At 62.1% G+C, this 16,190-nt stretch carries 14 protein-coding genes; 12 read left to right on the forward strand and 2 right to left on the reverse strand.

Going from position 1 to position 16,190, the window contains the following annotated elements:
• Window positions 1-39: 39 nt before the first annotated feature.
• Window positions 40-1,527 (reverse strand): NCS1 family nucleobase:cation symporter-1, encoded by a 1,488-nt coding sequence (locus ACP7E3_RS06550; RefSeq protein ID WP_046485631.1) that lies wholly within the window; start codon window positions 1,525-1,527, stop codon window positions 40-42.
• 602 nt (window positions 1,528-2,129) lie between these two features.
• Here ACP7E3_RS06550 and hydA point away from each other — a divergent pair.
• The 3 genes from hydA to preA all read left to right on the forward strand — a co-directional run bounded on the left by hydA (window position 2,130) and on the right by preA (window position 6,366).
• Window positions 2,130-3,569 (forward strand): dihydropyrimidinase, encoded by a 1,440-nt coding sequence (gene hydA, locus ACP7E3_RS06555; protein WP_046382829.1) that lies wholly within the window; start codon window positions 2,130-2,132, stop codon window positions 3,567-3,569.
• 155 nt (window positions 3,570-3,724) lie between these two features.
• The gene (locus ACP7E3_RS06560) at window positions 3,725-5,092 is read left to right on the forward strand and encodes an NAD(P)-dependent oxidoreductase (RefSeq protein ID WP_426122617.1); all 1,368 of its coding nucleotides are present in this window, start codon (window positions 3,725-3,727) and stop codon (window positions 5,090-5,092) included.
• Entirely contained in the window at window positions 5,092-6,366 is a 1,275-nt protein-coding gene (preA, locus tag ACP7E3_RS06565; protein WP_046382827.1) for an NAD-dependent dihydropyrimidine dehydrogenase subunit PreA, read from the forward strand. The genes ACP7E3_RS06560 and preA overlap by 1 nt, the downstream gene beginning before the upstream one ends.
• A gap of 420 nt (window positions 6,367-6,786) precedes the next feature.
• Here preA and ACP7E3_RS06570 read toward each other — a convergent pair whose 3' ends face one another.
• On the reverse strand, window positions 6,787-7,407 hold the full coding sequence (locus ACP7E3_RS06570) for a TetR/AcrR family transcriptional regulator (protein ID WP_017847463.1): 621 nt from the start codon (window positions 7,405-7,407) through the stop codon (window positions 6,787-6,789).
• A gap of 115 nt (window positions 7,408-7,522) precedes the next feature.
• Between ACP7E3_RS06570 and copC the strand changes: the two genes are divergently transcribed.
• The 9 genes from copC to ACP7E3_RS06615 all read left to right on the forward strand — a co-directional run bounded on the left by copC (window position 7,523) and on the right by ACP7E3_RS06615 (window position 15,886).
• Window positions 7,523-7,888, forward strand: coding sequence for a copper homeostasis periplasmic binding protein CopC (gene copC / locus ACP7E3_RS06575; protein WP_017847464.1), 366 nt, complete (start codon window positions 7,523-7,525; stop codon window positions 7,886-7,888).
• A 3-nt stretch (window positions 7,889-7,891) separates the two neighbouring features.
• Window positions 7,892-8,749 (forward strand): copper homeostasis membrane protein CopD, encoded by an 858-nt coding sequence (copD, locus tag ACP7E3_RS06580; protein WP_046382826.1) that lies wholly within the window; start codon window positions 7,892-7,894, stop codon window positions 8,747-8,749.
• Between the two features lie 167 nt (window positions 8,750-8,916).
• Window positions 8,917-10,179: an OprD family porin gene (locus ACP7E3_RS06585; RefSeq protein WP_046382825.1), complete on the forward strand. Its 1,263-nt coding sequence runs from the start codon at window positions 8,917-8,919 to the stop codon at window positions 10,177-10,179.
• Window positions 10,180-10,366: 187 nt separating this feature from the next.
• Window positions 10,367-11,182: an NAD-dependent epimerase/dehydratase family protein gene (locus ACP7E3_RS06590; RefSeq protein ID WP_046382824.1), complete on the forward strand. Its 816-nt coding sequence runs from the start codon at window positions 10,367-10,369 to the stop codon at window positions 11,180-11,182.
• 30 nt (window positions 11,183-11,212) lie between these two features.
• Window positions 11,213-12,088 (forward strand): SMP-30/gluconolactonase/LRE family protein, encoded by an 876-nt coding sequence (locus ACP7E3_RS06595; protein WP_426122621.1) that lies wholly within the window; start codon window positions 11,213-11,215, stop codon window positions 12,086-12,088.
• 51 nt (window positions 12,089-12,139) lie between these two features.
• Window positions 12,140-13,102 carry a TRAP transporter substrate-binding protein gene (locus ACP7E3_RS06600; RefSeq protein WP_193039815.1) on the forward strand — a complete coding sequence of 321 codons (963 nt, stop codon included), beginning with the start codon at window positions 12,140-12,142 and terminating at the stop codon, window positions 13,100-13,102.
• A 66-nt stretch (window positions 13,103-13,168) separates the two neighbouring features.
• Window positions 13,169-13,696, forward strand: a complete 528-nt coding sequence (locus tag ACP7E3_RS06605) for a TRAP transporter small permease (RefSeq protein ID WP_046382821.1) — start codon at window positions 13,169-13,171, stop codon at window positions 13,694-13,696.
• Window position 13,697: 1 nt separating this feature from the next.
• A complete protein-coding gene (locus ACP7E3_RS06610) occupies window positions 13,698-14,978 on the forward strand; it encodes a TRAP transporter large permease (protein WP_046382820.1) in 1,281 nt (426 codons plus the stop codon).
• A complete protein-coding gene (locus ACP7E3_RS06615) occupies window positions 14,978-15,886 on the forward strand; it encodes an aldose 1-epimerase (RefSeq protein ID WP_426122625.1) in 909 nt (302 codons plus the stop codon). Before ACP7E3_RS06610 ends, ACP7E3_RS06615 begins: the two co-directional genes overlap by 1 nt.
• The last annotated feature ends 304 nt before the right edge of the window (window positions 15,887-16,190 follow it).

Consider the following 16,190-nt stretch of genomic DNA (forward strand, 5'->3'; position numbering starts at 1 on the left):
GTGGTGGAATGACCACCTGTTTGACTGCATGCCATCGCGTTACAGCAGGGATTTGGCCGGCATCGGCGTCAGGCCACGCCTGGCATTCAGCCCGTAATACAACACGCCGCCCAACGCCGAACCGGTAAACCAGCCATAGCTGTAGAACCAGCTGAACACGTCGCTGCCCAATGACAGCAAGGTCAGCACCACCGGCACGCCAAACGCGACAAACCCGCTCCAGTTCCACGCCGGGTACACGTCGTCACGGTACAAACCGGCGAGGTCCAGGCGCTGTTTGCGCGTGATGAAGTAGTCCACCACCATGATCCCGGCGATCGGCCCCAGCAGGCTGGAATAGCCGAGCAACCAGTTGGAATACACCGTCTCCAGGCTCACATCGGAAACGATCAGCCCGAGCTTCTTCAGCAGCTCGTGGCCCATCAACACCAACCCCACCAGGCCGGTGAGAATCACTGCCGAAGTGCGGTTGATCAGCTTGGGCGCGATGTTCTGGAAGTCGTTGGTGGGCGACACGATGTTCGCCGCCGTGTTGGTGGACAAGGTGGCGACGATGATCAATGCCATGGCCACGGCGACCCACACCGGGCTCTGGATATGCCCGATCAGCGTCACCGGGTCGGACACGCTGACGCCCACCAGTTTCACCGACGCGGCGGTCATGATCACACCGAGGGCGGCGAACAGGAACATGGTCAGCGGCAGGCCGAAAATCTGCCCGAGGATCTGGTCCTTCTGGCTCTTGGCGTAGCGGCTGAAGTCGGGAATATTCAGCGACAAGGTGGCCCAGAACCCCACCATCGCGGTCAGGCCGGCCATGAAGTAACCGGTCAGGCTTGCACCTTCGGGGCGTTTGGGTGGGATCGCCATCAACTCGCTGAGGGATACGTTCGGCATCGCCCACACCAGCAGGCCAATGCCCACCGCCACCAGCAGCGGTGCCGACAGGGTTTCCAGGCGCTTGATCGACTCGGCGCCGCGCAGCACCACCCACAGGTTGAGGGTCCAGAAGATCATGAAGCCGATCACCTCACCGGTGCCGCCCAAGGCCTTCCACCCCTCGAAAATCGAGCCCAGGAACAGGTGAATCGCCAGCCCACCGAACATGGTCTGGATGCCGAACCAGCCGCACGCCACCAGCGCTCGGATCAGGCACGGCACGTTGGAACCGAGGATGCCGAACGACGAACGCAGCAACACCGGGAACGGAATGCCGTACTTGGTACCGGGGAAGGCGTTGAGGGTCAGCGGGATCAGCACCACGATATTGGCCAGGAGGATCGCCATCAGCGCCTCGCCCACCGACAAACCGAAGTACGCAGTGAGCACCCCGCCCAGCGTGTAGGTGGGCACGCAGATCGACATGCCGACCCACAGCGCGGTGATGTGCCACTTGTTCCACGTGCGTTCATGCACCTTGGTCGGTGCCATGTCGTGGTTGTAGCGAGGGCTGTCGAGGACGTCGGGGCCGGCGTCGAGTTCGTACAGGCCGTTGCGTTCAATAACTTGCGATCTGTTCTGTTGCATGGCCGCTCCACGGTTTTTTCGAATTATTGTTGCTCACCTGCAAGGTCGGTGCAGGTGGCCGGAGTACCTCGTAAACAACATGACATCAAGGGTCCGGCCAGCCGCCACTGCACTCAATAAACGTGCCGACAACCCGCCCTGACCCTGCACCGCATATATAACTCGCTGATGTTTATCAGCTTTATTTCAAACGCCGATGAGTCCTTCGGTACTTGCCGCGTGACGCAGGCTGGATAACGCGCAAGTTGTCCGAACGTTCAGGACTCAATCTGGTGCAACACAATTATTTTTATTTACCGCCGCCGTCAAGCGGCATGTCTCAAGCGCCTGATTTGCAATAAGAAATGTTGTTCATATTTGGAACCTGTCAAGTGCGTCAAAATGGTGATCAGTCGCCACATTTTGGTGATTTTTATTTTTTATCCTTATATTTCAACATGTTAAACAACAACTAAGTGTAGGAAAAATCTTCTTGCTCATTCTAAAAACACCGGCTAGTTTCTATTCCTGTCACCGATGACAGGTTTTTACCAAGCCTGTGCTGAAAACAACTACAACACTTAGAACTGGCACCAGCCGGTCAAGCCTGTGAGGAACTCGACATGTCGCTGTTGATCCGTGGCGCCACCATCATTACCCACGACGAAAGTTACCGCGCCGATGTTTTATGCGCAGACGGTCTGATTCGCGCAATTGGCACGGGCCTGGATATTCCCGCTGGCACCGAAGTACTCGATGGCAGCGGCCAATATTTGATGCCCGGCGGCATCGACCCGCACACCCATATGCAACTGCCCTTCATGGGCACCGTGGCCAGTGAGGATTTTTTCAGCGGCACGGCGGCGGGTCTGGCGGGGGGCACCACCTCGATCATCGACTTTGTGATTCCCAACCCGCAGCAATCCTTGCTCGAAGCCTTTCACCAATGGCGCGGCTGGGCGCAGAAGTCGGCGGCCGACTATGGCTTTCACGTGGCGATCACCTGGTGGAGCGAGCAAGTGCGCGAGGAAATGGCCGAGCTGGTCAGCCATCACGGCGTCAACAGCTTCAAGCATTTCATGGCCTACAAGAACGCGATCATGGCAGCCGACGATACCCTGGTGGCCAGCTTCGAACGCTGCCTGGAGCTGGGCGCGGTACCCACCGTGCATGCGGAAAACGGCGAGTTGGTGTATCACCTGCAACGCAAACTGATGGCCCAGGGCATCACCGGGCCGGAAGCGCACCCGCTGTCGCGTCCGTCCCAGGTCGAGGGCGAAGCGGCCAGCCGCGCGATCCGTATCGCCGAGACCATCGGCACGCCGTTGTACCTGGTACACGTCTCGACCAAAGAGGCGCTGGATGAAATCACCTATGCGCGCGGCAAAGGCCAGGCGGTGTACGGCGAGGTGCTCGCCGGGCACTTGCTGCTGGACGACAGCGTCTACCGCCACCCCGACTGGCAGACCGCCGCCGGCTACGTGATGAGCCCGCCGTTCCGCCCGCGCGGGCATCAAGAGGCGCTGTGGCATGGCCTGCAATCCGGCAACCTGCACACCACCGCCACCGACCACTGCTGCTTCTGCGCCGAGCAGAAAGCCGCCGGGCGTGACGATTTCAGCAAGATCCCCAACGGCACCGCCGGTATCGAAGACCGCATGGCGCTGTTGTGGGATGAAGGGGTCAACACCGGGCGCTTGTCGATGCAGGCGTTCGTCGCGCTGACCTCCACCAACACCGCGAAGATCTTCAACCTCTACCCGCGCAAAGGCGCAATCCGCGTCGGTGCCGATGCCGACCTGGTGCTGTGGGACCCCGAGGGCACGCGCACGATTTCCGCCAAGACCCACCACCAGAACGTCGACTTCAACATCTTCGAAGGCAAGACCGTGCGCGGCGTGCCGAGCCACACCATCAGCCAGGGCAAGCTGGTCTGGGCCGACGGCGACCTGCGCGCCGAACGCGGTGCCGGGCGGTATGTGGAACGGCCGGCGTATCCGTCGGTGTTCGAGCAGTTGAGCAAGCGGGCTGAGCGTTCCAAGCCGGTTGCGGTGAACCGCTGAGACCGCTATCGGGGGCAAGCCCCCTCCCACAATTGACCGCATGCTTTCAGACACAATGCGATCACTGTGGGAGGGGGCTTGCCCCCGATGAGGTCAGCCCAGGCAACAAAAATGCCCGCCAGAGGCAATCCGAAAAAAACCGTGAGGCCCACACCGTGATCCAGACCCTGACCCACCTCCCCCATCCCCATGAAGACGGGGCGACCCTCGCCAGCCATTTCACCGACCTGGCACCGCCCCTCAACGCTCGCCAGGCGCAACTGGAAGCCTCGCGCTGCCTGTATTGCTACGACGCGCCGTGCGTGAATGCGTGCCCCAGCGAAATCGACATCCCGTCGTTCATCCGCAATCTCCACACCGACAACGTGCAAGGCGCCGCGCAGAAGATTCTCTCGGCCAATATCCTCGGCGGCAGCTGCGCCCGGGTCTGCCCCACCGAGATCCTGTGCCAGCAAGCCTGCGTGCGTAACCACGGCGAAGAATGCGCGCCGGTGCTGATCGGCCTGTTGCAACGCTACGCCATCGACAACGCGCACTTCAGCGAACACCCGTTCCAGCGCGCCGTCACCACCGGCAAGCGCATCGCCGTGGTCGGCGCCGGACCGGCCGGCCTGGCCTGCGCCCATCGCGCCGCGTTGCACGGCCACGATGTGGTGATCTTCGAAGCCCGGGAAAAAGCCGGCGGCCTGAATGAATACGGGATCGCCAAGTACAAACTGGTGGATGACTTCGCGCAGAAGGAGCTGGAGTTCCTGCTGCAGATCGGCGGCATCGAGATCCGTCACGGCCAGCGCCTGGGCGACAACCTGTCGTTGAGCGAACTGCACCAGCACTTCGATGCGGTGTTCCTCGGCCTCGGCCTGGCCGCCAGCAAGCAACTCGGCCTGCCCCATGAGGACGCCCCCGGCCTGCTCGCCGCCACCGAATACATCCGCGAACTGCGCCAGGCCGACGACCTCACCCAATTGCCCCTGGCCGACCGCTGCATCGTGCTCGGTGCCGGCAACACCGCCATCGACATGGCCGTGCAAATGGCCCGCCTCGGCGCCCGCGACGTCAACCTGGTGTACCGCCGGGGCCTGGCGGACATGGGCGCCACCAGCCATGAGCAGGACATCGCCAAGGCCAATCAGGTTCGCCTGCTGACCTGGGCCCAGCCGGAGGAAGTGCTGCTGGACGAGCAAGGCCATGTGCGCGGCATGCGTTTCGCCCGCACGCACCTGGACAACGGGCGCCTGCAACCCACCGGCGAAACCTTCGAACTGGCCGCCGATGCGATCTTCAAGGCCATCGGCCAAGGTTTCGACAACGCCGCACTGCACGACCCGCTGGCCCAGCAACTGCAGCGGGTCGGCGAACGCATCTTCGTCGACGAACACCTGCGCACCAGCATCCCCGGCGTGTATGCCGGCGGCGACTGCGTCAGCCTCGGCCAGGACCTCACCGTACAGGCGGTGCAACACGGCAAGCTGGCGGCAGAAGCCATGCACGCCCAACTCATGCTCAACGTGGAGGCTGCGTAATGGCCGATCTCTCGATTGTCTTCGCCGGTATCAAAGCCCCCAACCCGTTCTGGCTGGCCTCCGCGCCACCCACCGACAAAGCCTACAACGTGGTCCGCGCCTTTGAAGCAGGCTGGGGCGGCGTGGTCTGGAAAACCCTCGGGGAAGACCCGGCGGCGGTCAACGTGTCGTCGCGTTACTCGGCGCATTACGGCGCCAACCGCGAAGTGCTGGGCATCAACAATATCGAGCTGATCACCGACCGCTCTTTGGAGATCAACCTGCGCGAAATCACCCAGGTCAAAAAGGACTGGCCGGACCGCGCGCTGATCGTGTCGCTGATGGTGCCGTGTGTCGAAGAGTCCTGGAAAAACATCCTGCCGCTGGTAGAAGCCACCGGCTGCGACGGCATCGAGCTGAACTTCGGCTGCCCCCATGGCATGCCCGAGCGCGGCATGGGCGCGGCGGTCGGCCAGGTACCGGAGTATGTGGAACAGGTGACGCGCTGGTGCAAGACGTACTGTTCGCTGCCGGTGATCGTCAAGCTCACGCCGAATATCACCGACATCCGGGTGGCGGCGCGTGCGGCGTATCGCGGCGGTGCGGACGCGGTGTCGCTGATCAACACCATCAACTCCATCACCAGCGTGGACCTGGAGCGCATGGTCGCCCTGCCGACGGTCGGCACCCAGAGCACCCACGGCGGTTACTGCGGTTCGGCGGTCAAGCCGATCGCGCTGAACATGGTCGCCGAAATCGCCCGCGACCCGCAGACCCACGGCCTGCCGATCTGCGGCATTGGCGGCATCGGCAACTGGCGCGATGCGGCGGAATTCGTCGCCCTCGGCTGCGGCGCCGTGCAGGTGTGTACGGCGGCGATGCTGCATGGCTTTCGCATCGTCGAAGAAATGAAGGACGGCCTGTCGCGCTGGATGGACAGTCAGGGCTACACCAGTCTGCAGGATTTTTCCGGGCACGCCGTGGGCAATACTACGGACTGGAAGTACCTGGATATCAACTACCAGGTGATCGCCAAGATCGATCAGGCCGCCTGCATCGGCTGCGGGCGTTGCCACATTGCCTGCGAAGATACGTCGCACCAGGCCATCGCCAGTTTGAAACAGGCGGACGGTACGCATAAGTACGAAGTGATCGATGACGAATGCGTGGGCTGCAACCTGTGCCAGATCACCTGCCCGGTGGCCGATTGCATCGAGATGGTGCCGGTGGACACCGGCAAGCCATTCTTGAACTGGACCCAGGATCCGCGTAATCCGTACCGGGAAGCGGTGTAGTCCTGTAGAGCGCTATCGGGGGCAAGCCCCCTCCCACAGTTGACCGCATTCTTTCAGACAAAATGCAGTTCATTGTGAGAGGGGGCTTGCCCCCGATGAGGCCCTCAGCCTCACCACAAAACTCAAGGCTCAAACAGTTGACCGCATTCTTTCAGACAAAATGCAGTTCATTGTGGGAGGGGGCTTGCCCCCGACGAGGCCCTAAGCCTCACCACAAAACTCAAGGCTCAAACAGTTGACCGCATTCTTTCAGACAAAATGCAGTCAATGTGGGAGGGGGCTTGCCCCCGATGAGGCCCTCAGCCTCACCACAAGCCTCAAGGCTCAAACAGTTGACCGCATTCTTTCAGACAAATGCAGTCAATGTGGGAGGGGGCTTGCCCCCGATGAGGCCCTCAGCCTCACCACAAGCCTCAAGCCTCAAGGCTCCAACCCAATCCCGCGCAAAATCACACTGGTCACCGTCTGAATCGCCCTCTCGAACTGCATATCCGACAACGGCTGGTGATCGTTCAGAATCTTCACCTGATGATCAAAGTCGGCGTAGTGCTGGGTCGAGGCCCAGATCATATACAGCAGGCTCGCCGGCTCGACCGGCAGGATGCGTTTGTCTTCCACCCATTGGCGAATCTTCGCTTCCTTCATCTTGGCCCAGTCGTACAGGCTTTCATCCAGCGCCTCACCGAGCGTCGGCGCGCCGTGGATGATTTCGTTGGCCCAGACTTTCGACCCATACGGCCGCGTGCGCGAGCGTTGCATCTTGGCGCGGATGTAGCTGCTGAGCACCACTCGCGGGTCATCGAAGGTTTCGAAGCTCAGGGCATCCTGCTTCCACACTTCCAACAGATCGAACAGCACCGCGCTGTACAGCTCGCTCTTGGTGGTGAAGTAGTAATGCAGGTTGGAACGCGGCAGTTGCACTTCGGCGGCAATATCGGCCATGGCGGTGCTGCCATAGCCCTTCTCGGCGAAGATTTTTTCCGCCGCCAGCAGGATTTTTTCGACGTTGACCCGACGAATTCCGATCTTGTGCTTGCCCATAAGGGCTCCCTGACAAAGACATAACGGAAAGACTACCACCCGCTCTAGATCGGGGCGACAGGAGGAGCCGAAACTTCGTACACTGCCCGTCCTATCCTTTGATTGGTATTGCTCAATGTTGATCAAGAAAACCCTGACCACCGTCGCTCTGCTGGCCTCGCTGCTGGGCGCCTCGGCGGCGTTTGCCCATGCTCACCTCAAGAGCGCGACGCCTGCGGCAGACAGCAGCGTCGCGGCACCGAACGATGTGCGCCTGACCTTCAGCGAAGGCGTGGAGGCGACCTTTTCCAAGGTTTCCCTGAGCAAGGACGGCACCGAAATCGCAATCAAGGGCCTGGCAACGCCGGATGCCGACAAGAAAACCCTGGTGGTGACGCCCGCCGCTCCTCTGGCAGCCGGCACCTACAAAGTGGTGTGGAACGCGGTCTCGGTCGACACCCACAAGAGCAACGGTGAATACAGCTTCAAGGTCGGCCAATAACCTATGGCGACGCTGCTGGTGCTGTGCCGTTTCCTGCATTTCATCGTCGTCTTGTTGATGTTCGGGGCCTGTGTATTCAGGCCCTGGCTGATGGGCAATGCACCGCAGCCGGCGCTGGACCGGCAAGTGCTGCGAATCAGCCGAGCACTGGCCTGGCTCGGGCTCGGCTCCGGCGTGGCCTGGTTGCTGCTGATCACGGTCAGCATGGCCGGCAGTTGGGACGCCGCACTGCAACCGGCCACTGTGCAATTGGTGCTGGGCAAGACCTTTTTCGGCCAAGTGTGGCTCTGGCATCTGCTGCTCAACGTGCTGCTGTTGATCGCCTTGATCAAACCCTGGTCGGCGTTGCGCCTGCCCTTGATCGGCCTGCTGCTGGCGACCCTGGCCCCGGTCGGTCACGGCGCCATGCTCAACGGGCTCAGCGGCCAGTTGCTGATCCTCAATCAGGTCGTCCACCTGGCGTGCGTGGGCGCCTGGCTTGGCGGTCTGCTGCTGTTGGTATTGATCCTGCGCCAACCGCAGCGCCATGGGCTGGAGCCGATTCTGCGGCGTTTCAGCGGCGCGGGTTATGGCCTGGTCGCCGGCTTACTGGTCACCGGCTTGATCAACGTGCGTGTATTGACCGGGCAACTGTGGCCCACCCCGCTGTTCAACGGTTTCGCCCTGATTCTGCTGATCAAGGCGATGCTGGTGCTGGGCATGTTGGCCCTGGCGCTGCTGAACCGCTTGCGTATCGAGCGCTGCGAACAACGACTGGAGACCTTGAAGGCCAGTGTGACGGCTGAATGGTTACTAGGTATTTCAGCGGTAGCCGCCGTCTCCCTCCTCGGCACGCTGCCCCCGATGGCGATGGCCGGCTGAATCCATAGTCAGCTTCCCCACTGGACCACGACCACTTCTGCTCAGTGAAGCGTAGTCATCGTATAACTTCTGATTGACAAGCCACAAAAACCCCGCAAATATCGCCCCAATGTTGTACGACGACGTATGACAAATAATAAAAACAACAAACCCAAGGGAGCGTCACTGTGCGTCCATCCGCCCGCAATTCCTCCTCGCGTCTCGGCCTTATCGGCCTCGGCAGCCTGGCTTTCACCCTGCCCCTCATCGCCCAGGCCGAAGGGTTTGTCGACGACGCCAAGGCTACGCTCAACTTACGCAACGCCTACTTCAACCGCAATTTCACCAACCCGTCCAACCCCCAGGCCAAGGCCCAAGAGTGGACGCAGAACTTCATCCTCGACGCCAAATCCGGCTACACCCAGGGCACCGTGGGCTTCGGGATTGATGTGCTGGGCCTGTACTCGCAAAAGCTCGACGGCGGCAAAGGTACCGCTGGCACCCAGTTGCTGCCGGTTCACGACGACGGTCGCCCCGCCGACAACTTCGGGCGCCTGGGCGTGGCGCTGAAAACCAAGCTGTCGAAGACCGAACTGAAAGTCGGCGAATGGATGCCCGTGCTGCCGATTTTGCGTTCCGACGATGGCCGCTCCCTGCCGCAAACCTTCCAGGGCGGCCAGGTCACCTCCAATGAAATCGCCGGCCTGACCCTCTACGGCGGGCAGTTTCGCGGCAACAGCCCGCGCAACGATGCGAGCATGGAAGACATGTTCATGAACGGCAAAGCCGCCTTCACCTCAGACCGCTTCAACTTCGGCGGCGCCGAATACACCTTCAACGACAAGCGCACCCAGGTCGGCCTGTGGTACGCCGAACTGACCGACATCTACCAACAGCAGTACCTCAACCTGACCCACAGCCAGCCGCTGGGCGACTGGACCCTGGGCGCCAACCTCGGCTTCTTCAACGGCAAGGAAGACGGCAGCGCCCTGGCCGGCGACCTCGACAACAAAACCGCGTTCGCCCTGCTCTCGGCCAAATACGGCGCTAACACCTTCTACGTCGGCCTGCAGAAACTCAGCGGCGACAGCGCATGGATGCGGGTCAACGGCACCAGCGGCGGCACCCTGGCCAACGACAGCTACAACGCCAGCTACGACAACGCCAAGGAGAAATCCTGGCAACTGCGCCACGACTTCAACTTCGCGGCGCTCGGCGTTCCGGGCCTGACCCTGATGAACCGCTACATCAGCGGCAGTAACGTCCACACCGGCACGATCACCGATGGCAAGGAATGGGGCCGCGAATCGGAACTGGCCTACACGGTGCAGAGCGGTGTCTTGAAGAACCTCAACGTGCGCTGGCGCAATTCGACCATGCGCCGGGACTTCAGCAATAACGAGTTCGATGAGAACCGGGTCTTCGTCAGCTACCCGATTTCGTTGCTTTAAAGATCTAAAACCCGGGCACATCCATTGTGGGAGGGGGCTTGCTCCCGATGACGGTGTATCAGGCAATGTCTCTGTGACTGACCCACAGCCATCGGGGGCAAGCCCCCTCCCACATTGACAAGCGGGGACTCTCTAACAATACTTCGGCATAGTCATACGACAACCTACAACAAAAACTGGAATCCAGATGACCACCACTACCCCAGCGCCCTTCAACCGCCTCCTCCTCACCGGTGCCGCCGGCGGCCTCGGCAAAGTGCTGCGCGAACGCCTGCGGCCGTATGCCCAGGTGCTGCGCCTGTCGGATATCGTCGACATGGCCCCCGCCGGCGCCAATGAAGAAGTGCAGCCCTGCGACCTGTCCGACAAACACGCGGTACACCATCTGGTCGAAGGCGTCGACGCCATCCTGCATTTCGGTGGCGTATCCGTGGAGCGCTCGTTCGAAGAAGTCCTCGGCGCCAATATCTGCGGGATTTTTCACATCTACGAAGCCGCCCGCCGCCATGGCGTCAAGCGCGTGATTTTCGCCAGCTCCAACCATGTGATCGGCTTCTATCAACAGGGCGAGCACCTCGACGCCCACTCGCCGCGTCGCCCGGACAGTTACTACGGGCTGTCCAAGTCCTACGGCGAAGACATGGCCAGCTTCTACTTCGACCGCTACGGCATCGAGACCGTGAGCATCCGCATCGGCTCGTCGTTCCCCGAACCGCAGAACCGCCGGATGATGCACACCTGGCTGAGCTTCGATGACCTGACCCAACTGCTCGAACGCGCGCTGTACACGCCGAACGTCGGCCACACCGTGGTCTACGGCATGTCGGCCAACCTCGACACCTGGTGGGACAACCGCTACGCCGCACACCTGGGCTTCACCCCCAAAGACAGCTCCGAAGTATTCCGCGCCCAGGTCGAGCGCCAGCCGCCGCTGGCCGCCGACGACCCGGCCAAGGTCTACCAGGGCGGTGCGTTCTGCGCCGCCGGGCCGTTCGGTGACTGACGTCACACTAACCCAAGGGAGTGAGTTGCCATGACCGCTGAATTGATTGTCGACGCCCGCAACGCCGTAGGCGAATGCCCGGTGTGGGTGCCCGAAGAAAACGCCCTGTACTGGGTGGATATTCCCAACGGCGGCCTGCAACGCTGGAGCGCCGCCACCGGCTATATCGACGTGTGGAAAGCCCCGCAGATGCTCGCCTGCATTGCCCGCACCGATGCGGGCAACTGGGTCGCCGGGATGGAAAGCGGCTTTTTCCAGCTCACCGCGCACAACGACGGCAGCCTCGACACCACGCCCCTGGCCGAGGTCGCGCACCCGCGCGCGGACATGCGCCTGAACGATGGGCGCTGCGATCGCCAGGGCCGGTTCTGGGCCGGCAGCATGGTGCGGGACATGAGCGCAAATGCGCCCGCAGGCATCCTCTACCGTTACGCGTCGGGCGCCGCGCCGCATGCGCAGTTGGACGGCTTTATCACCCTCAATGGCCTGGCCTTCAGCCCCGATGGCCGCACGATGTATGTCTCGGACTCGCACCCGCTGGTGCAACAGATCTGGGCTTTCGACTACGACACCGACACCGGCACACCGTCCAACCGCCGCGTGTTTGTCGACATGCAGCCACACCAAGGCCGCCCTGACGGCGCAGCCGTGGATGTCGACGGCGGCTACTGGATCTGCGCCAACGACGCCGGCCTGATCCACCGCTTCACCCCCGACGGTCGCCTGGACCGCTCCCTGCGCGTGCCGGTGAAAAAACCCAGCATGTGCGCCTTTGGCGGCAGTCGCCTGGACACCCTGTTCGTCACCTCGATCCGTGACGACCAGAGCGAACAGTCGCTGTCCGGCGGCGTATTCGCCCTCAACCCCGGCACAACAGGACTGCCCGAACCCCGCTTCGCCCTCTAGCTGCATCGCTGTGCCTTGAATACAACAATAACAAGACAGGAGTGACCGCTCATGGACTTCAAACGCACCTTGCTCGCCGCCGCAATCTTCACCCTCAGCAGCGCCGCCCACGCGCTGGAAATCAAATTCGCCGACATCCACCCCGCCGGCTACCCCACCGTCGTGGCCGAAGAGAACATGGGCAAGGCCCTCACCCAAGAAAGCAACGGCGAACTGACCTTCAAGTACTTCCCCGGGGGCGTCCTGGGTTCGGAAAAAGAAGTCGTCGAACAAGCCCAGGTCGGCGCGATCCAGATGACCCGGGTCAGCCTCGGCATCGTCGGCCCGGTGGTGCCGGACGTGAACGTGTTCAACCTGCCATTCGTGTTCCGCGACCAGGCGCATATGCGCAAAGTCATCGACGGCGAGATCGGCGATGAAATCCTCGCCAAGATCACCGACTCCGAATTCGGCCTGGTCGCCCTGGCCTGGATGGACGGCGGCACGCGCAACCTCTACAGCAAAAAACCGGTGCGCAAGATCGAAGACCTCAAGGGCATGAAGATTCGCGTGCAGGGTAACCCGCTGTTCATCGATGCCTTCAACGCGATGGGTGCCAACGGTATCGCCATGGACACCGGCGAGATCTTCAGTGCCTTGCAGACCGGGGTGATCGACGGTGCCGAGAACAACCCACCCACCCTGCTGGAACACAACCACTTTCAGAACGCCAAGTACTACACCCTCACCGAGCACCTGATCCTGCCCGAGCCGATCGTGATGTCGAAAATCACCTGGAACAAGCTCACCCCCGCGCAACAGCTCATGGTGAAGAACGCCGCCAAGGCCGCCCAGGCCGATGAGCGTGTGCTGTGGGATAAAAAATCCGCCAGCAGCGAGGAAAAACTCAAGGCGGCTGGCGTGGAGTTCATCCGCGTCGACAAACAGCCCTTCTACGACGCCACCGCCGCGGTTCGCGCCAAGTACGGCGCGCCTTACGCCGATATCATCGCGCGCATCGACGCCGTTCAATAACCCGCCCTGCCTCTCGCATAAGGCCCGGCGCGGTCGGCATCGACGCGCCCGGTCACGGTGAACGCCATGAAGAATCTAGTGCTGCGCATCAACGACCGCCTCTACATGACCTGCATCTGGGTCGCCGGCCTCTCGGTCCTCGGGGTCGCGCTGATCATCCCCTGGGGCATCTTCGCCCGCTACATCCTCGGCACCGGCTCCAGTTGGCCGGAGCCCACCGCCATCCTGCTGATGCTGGTGTTCACTTTTATCGGCGCCGCCGCCAGCTACCGCGCCGGGGCGCATATGTCGGTGGCGATGGTCACTGACCGCCTGCCTGCGCGCCAACGCCAGGTCGTCGGCATCCTCTCGCAACTGCTGATGGGCACCATCTGCCTGTTCATGACCATTTGGGGCAGCAAGCTGTGCCTGTCCACCTGGAACCAGTTCATGAGCGCCATCCCCACCCTGCGCGTGGGCATCACCTACATGCCGATCCCGATCGGCGGGTTGCTGACCCTGGTCTTCGTGGTGGAAAAACTCGTGCTCGGCGACCAGAGCAACCGACGGGTCGTGCGCTTCGATCTGGTTGAAGAAAGCGAAGGGGCTGCCTGATATGGACGCATTGATTCTGTTGGGCAGCTTTGTCGGCTTGATCCTGATCGGCATGCCAGTGGCCTATGCCCTGGGCCTGTCGGCGTTGATCGGCGCGTGGTGGATCGACATTCCGTACCAGGCCCTGATGATTCAGATCGCTGGCGGGGTGAACAAGTTTTCGCTGATGGCGATTCCGTTCTTCGTGCTGGCCGGCGCGATCATGGCCGAGGGCGGCATGTCGCGGCGACTGGTGGCGTTTGCCGGGGTGCTGGTGGGTTTTGTGCGCGGCGGCTTGTCCCTGGTGAACATCATGGCCTCGACGTTTTTCGGCGCGATCTCCGGCTCCTCGGTGGCCGACACCGCCTCGGTCGGCTCGGTGCTGATCCCGGAAATGGAGCGCCGTGGCTACCCCCGGGAGTTCGCCACGGCGGTGACCATCAGCGGTTCGGTGCAAGCACTGTTGACCCCGCCCAGCCACAACTCGGTGCTCTACTCCCTGGCGGCGGGCGGCACGGTGTCGATCGCCTCGCTGTTCATGGCCGGCGTGGTCCCGGGCCTGCTGATGAGCGCGTGCCTGATGGTGCTGTGCCTGATCTTCGCGAAGAAGCGCGACTACCCCAAGGGCGAAGTCATCCCGCTCAAGCAAGCGCTGAAAATCTGCGCCGACGCACTGTGGGGCCTGATGGCCATGGTGATCATCCTCGGCGGCATCCTGTCGGGCATCTTCACCGCCACCGAGTCCGCTGCGATCGCGGTGCTGTGGGCATTCTTCGTGACCATGTTCATCTACCGCGACTACAAATGGAACGAGCTGCCCAAGCTGATGCACCGCACGGTACGCACCATTTCCATCGTGATGATCCTGATCGCCTTCGCGGCCAGCTTCGGCTACATCATGACCCTGATGCAGATCCCGGCGAAGATCACCACGCTGTTCCTGACCCTGTCGGACAACCGCTACGTGATCCTGATGTGCATCAACGTCATGCTGCTGTTGCTCGGCACGGTGATGGACATGGCGCCGCTGATTTTGATCCTCACGCCGATCCTGCTGCCGGTGGTGCTCGGCATCGGCGTCGACCCGGTTCACTTCGGCATGATCATGCTGGTCAACCTCGGCATCGGCCTGATCACTCCACCGGTCGGCGCGGTGCTGTTCGTGGGGGCGGCGGTGGGCAAGGTGAGTATCGAGAACACCGTGAAGGCGCTGCTGCCGTTCTATGGCGTGCTGTTTTTGGTGCTGATCGCGGTGACTTACATTCCGGCGTTATCGCTGTGGCTGCCAGGGCTGGTGCTGTGATGCTGATTGAACTGGAAGATCACCTGACCCACCTCACCCTCGCCCCGGCCGTGGGCGGCAGCATCGTCAACTGGCGCGTGCGCGCCAGCGGCCAGCCCCTGCTGCGGCCTAGCGATCAAGCGGCGCTGGGCAGCGGCCTGCCCGGCAAACTGGGCTGCTATCCCCTCGCGCCGTGGTCCAATCGCATTGCCAACGGCGGTTTCGACACGCCCGCCGGCTGGCTGGCACTCACGCCCAACAGCGCGACCGATCCGCTGCCGATTCACGGTTCGGCCTGGCAACAGGCGTGGCGCGTGGTCAGCCAGTCGGCGGATGAAGTGCTGCTTGCGCTGGAATGCGCCACGCCGTTCGCCTATCGCGCCGAGCAGCGGTTTGGGTTGAGCAACGGCGTGTTGAGTATCGGGCTGAGCGTGACGCATCTGGCCGAAGCCGCCGCGTGGCACGGTTTGGGCTTGCATCCTTACTTCCCGCGCCGGGCGGGTACGCGGTTGCAGGCCAAGGCTGGGCAGGTATGGATGAGTGATGCGTCCAAGCTGCCGACGGCGCTGGCACCCGTACACGCCGATTGGGATTTCCAACAGCTCAAGGGATTGCCCCAAGCGTTGGTCGACAACGGGTTTTGCCAGTGGGACGGGCATTGCCGGATCGAACAGCCGGAGCTGGGTTATGCCCTGGAATGCCAGGCCACCGGCGCCGATTACTTTTTGCTGTACTGCCCGCCGGGGCTGGGGTTCTTCTGCATCGAGCCGGTGAGCCATCCGGTGAATGCCCATCACTTGCCGGGCAGGCCGGGCCTGAAACTGCTGGAGCAAAACCAGTCGACCCAACTCAATTTCACCCTGAAATACATTCCAACTGTGGGAGGGGGCTTGCCCCCGATGGCAGTGTGTCAGCCACTACATGCATGACTGACCCACCGCTATCGGGGGCAAGCCCCCTCCCACATTTTTGACCCGGTTCGGCTTCCAGGATCAGGTCGGCTATAAGGCAGCCTCGCTTTGGCTTTGGCTTTTGCTTTGGCTTTTGATCTTAGGCGCCCCGTAAAACCACGCTGGCCGAACGCAGGCTTGAATCCGTGGGCAACCCGGCAGGACGCCGGGTTAGCCGTCCTGGGCCAGGGATGGCCCATGACGGCGGCCCACGGATTCAAGCCGGAGTGAGGGCATGCCGAGCCTAGGCGAGGCACCGAGTGGTGGGGCAAGAGCCCTTTGG

Source organism: Pseudomonas sp. PSPC2-3 (assembly GCF_049898265.1).
Taxonomy (GTDB): Bacteria; Pseudomonadota; Gammaproteobacteria; order Pseudomonadales; family Pseudomonadaceae; genus Aquipseudomonas; species Aquipseudomonas veronii.

What these genes read in the sequence shown, in the direction of transcription:
- ACP7E3_RS06615 (WP_426122625.1), top strand. Translation starts at nt 14,978, where the DNA reads ATGCTGATTGAACTGGAAGATCACCTGACCCACCTCACCCTCGCCCCG.
- preA (WP_046382827.1), top strand. Translation starts at nt 5,092, where the DNA reads ATGGCCGATCTCTCGATTGTCTTCGCCGGTATCAAAGCCCCCAACCCG.
- ACP7E3_RS06605 (WP_046382821.1), top strand. Translation starts at nt 13,169, where the DNA reads ATGAAGAATCTAGTGCTGCGCATCAACGACCGCCTCTACATGACCTGC.
- hydA (WP_046382829.1), top strand. Translation starts at nt 2,130, where the DNA reads ATGTCGCTGTTGATCCGTGGCGCCACCATCATTACCCACGACGAAAGT.
- ACP7E3_RS06600 (WP_193039815.1), top strand. Translation starts at nt 12,140, where the DNA reads ATGGACTTCAAACGCACCTTGCTCGCCGCCGCAATCTTCACCCTCAGC.
- copD (WP_046382826.1), top strand. Translation starts at nt 7,892, where the DNA reads ATGGCGACGCTGCTGGTGCTGTGCCGTTTCCTGCATTTCATCGTCGTC.
- ACP7E3_RS06590 (WP_046382824.1), top strand. Translation starts at nt 10,367, where the DNA reads ATGACCACCACTACCCCAGCGCCCTTCAACCGCCTCCTCCTCACCGGT.
- ACP7E3_RS06595 (WP_426122621.1), top strand. Translation starts at nt 11,213, where the DNA reads ATGACCGCTGAATTGATTGTCGACGCCCGCAACGCCGTAGGCGAATGC.
- ACP7E3_RS06550 (WP_046485631.1), bottom strand. Translation starts at nt 1,527, where the DNA reads ATGCAACAGAACAGATCGCAAGTTATTGAACGCAACGGCCTGTACGAA.
- copC (WP_017847464.1), top strand. Translation starts at nt 7,523, where the DNA reads ATGTTGATCAAGAAAACCCTGACCACCGTCGCTCTGCTGGCCTCGCTG.
- ACP7E3_RS06570 (WP_017847463.1), bottom strand. Translation starts at nt 7,407, where the DNA reads ATGGGCAAGCACAAGATCGGAATTCGTCGGGTCAACGTCGAAAAAATC.
- ACP7E3_RS06610 (WP_046382820.1), top strand. Translation starts at nt 13,698, where the DNA reads ATGGACGCATTGATTCTGTTGGGCAGCTTTGTCGGCTTGATCCTGATC.